The sequence below is a fragment of the Pseudomonas sp. RW10S2 genome (genome assembly GCF_014268985.1).
Classification (GTDB): Bacteria; Pseudomonadota; Gammaproteobacteria; order Pseudomonadales; family Pseudomonadaceae; genus Aquipseudomonas; species Aquipseudomonas wayambapalatensis.
Genome location: NZ_JABWRO010000234.1, coordinates 1 through 2,068 on the forward strand (window position 1 = coordinate 1; position 2,068 = coordinate 2,068).

Sequence of the window (2,068 nt, forward strand, 5' to 3'; positions counted from 1 at the left end):
CAGGCGGTGCGCCCACTGGTTGGCCAGGGCATCGAGGTGACGGTAGCTGAGCTGACGCTCGCTAAACACCAGCGCCGTAGCGTCCGGCGTGGCCTCGACCTGACGCTGGATCAGCGCCTGGACGCTGTGCTCCAGCGGGTACTCGACCGCCGTGGCGTTCCAGCGCACCAGGGTGTCGCGCACTTCGTCGGCAGCGATCAACGGCAGGTCGTCCAGCGTGCAGTCGAGGTTGGCGACCATCGCCTGCAGCAGGTTCTGCCAATGCCGGGCCAGGCGCTGCGCGGTAGCCGGCTCGAACAGGTCCAGGGCATAGGTGAACTGCGCATCCAGCGCATCGCCCTGCTCCAGAATGTTCAGGGTCAAGTCGAACTGGGCGGTATGGCCCTCGCTCTTGAGGTTTTCGATACGCAGGCCGGACGCCTGGGCGCCGTCACCGCCAGCGCCCAGCGCCGCGCCACCCTGGTGATTGAACATCACCTGGAACAGCGGGCTGTGGCTGAGGGTACGCTGCGGACGCAGTGCTTCGACCAGTTGCTCGAACGGCAAGTCCTGGTGCGCCTGCGCGCCCAAGGCATCGGCCTTGACCTGCTGGAGAAACGCCCGCACGGTCGTCTGCCCCGAGATCTCGACGCGCTGCACCAGGGTGTTGACGAAGAAGCCGACCAGCCGCTCGGTTTCCATGCGGTTGCGGTTGGCCACCGGCACGCCGATGCGCAGGTCACGCTGGCCACTGTAGCGGTACAGCAAGACCTGATACGACGCCAGCAACAGCATGAACAGAGTGACGCCCTGCGCCTGCGCGACGCTGCGCAGGTCGCGGCACAACTGCGCCTCGAGCTTCACCTCCAGGCTTGCGCCGCGCAGGCTCTGCTCCGCCGGGCGCGGATGGTCGAACGGCAGCTCGAGCACCGGATGCTCGCTGCCCAGCCGTTCGGTCCAGTAGGCCAGTTGACGCTCCTGCTCACCGGCCTCCATCCACTGGCGCTGCCACAAGGCGTAATCGGCGTACTGCACCGGCAGCGCCGGCAGTTGCACGGTCCGCCCTTCGCACGCGGCGGCGTACAGCTGGACCAGCTCGTCGATCATCACCTGCATCGACCAGCCATCGGTGACGATGTGATGCTGGGTGAGCACCAGCACATGCTCCTGCTCGCCGAGCCGCAGCAGTTTGACCCGCAACAGCGGGCCGGCCTGCAGGTCGAAACGGCGCTGGATCTCCTCCTCGACACACGCCTGCAACTGCGCCTGGCGTCGTTGCGGCGCATCGTCGAGGGCCAAGGTCTGCTGCTCGATCCCGGCCCAGTTCGGCGCATCGATCACCTGCAGCACCTGCTCGCCATCCTCGACGAAGCGGGTGCGCAAGGTTTCGTGGCGGGCCACCAGCGCGGCAAAGCTGGCATCGAGCGCAGCGATGTCGAGCGCGCCCTGCAACTTCAGGGCAGCACTGATGTGATAGGCACTGCTCTCGGGGCTCATCTGCCAGAGGAACCACTGCCGCTCCTGGGCATAGGACAGCAGTTGCAGTTCCTCGGGCTGACGCTTGAACACCGGCGCGACGCTGAACAGATTGATGTTCTTGTGCTTGAGCATCACCGCCAAGGCCTTGCGTTCCTTCGGCGACAGCTCGCCCACCCTTTCAATCAACGCTTTCACACCGGTTCCCCTTCACTCAGAAATTAGCTTCTCAAGCTCATCTCCTGTTAAACGTTCCAGGGCCTCCAAGGATTTAGCCAGTTCATCCATCAAAGGATCGTTACCCACATCCAGCGCCTCCACCGACGCGCTGAACTCGCCCAGGTGCCGCGCATTGAACAGGGTCTTGAGCGGGACTTCGATGCCCAGGTGCTCGCGAATCCGCACGATCACCTGGGTCGCCAGCAGCGAATGTCCGCCCAGGGCGAAGAAGTCATCCTCCAGGCCCACCTGCGGCACCTGCAGCACGTCCTTCCAGATCTGCGCCAGTTGCTGTTCCCGCTCGCTGCGCGGTGCCACGTAGCGGGCCTGGGCCAGCTCCGGAGACGGCAGCGCACGACGTTCCAGCTTGCCGTTGGGGCTCAGTGGCAACTGC

Annotated in this window: 2 protein-coding genes; both read right to left on the reverse strand. The window is 65.3% G+C overall.

All coding sequences use genetic code 11. The annotated features are described in order from the left end of the window. A partial coding sequence (locus tag HU729_RS25495; protein ID WP_346655322.1) for a condensation domain-containing protein occupies window positions 1–1,653 on the reverse strand: 1,653 nt, incomplete at its 3' end. Window positions 1,654–1,665: 12 nt separating this feature from the next. Continuing rightward, window positions 1,666–2,068 (reverse strand): phosphopantetheine-binding protein (locus tag HU729_RS25500; RefSeq protein ID WP_238348451.1); only part of this gene is annotated, 403 nt, incomplete at its 5' end.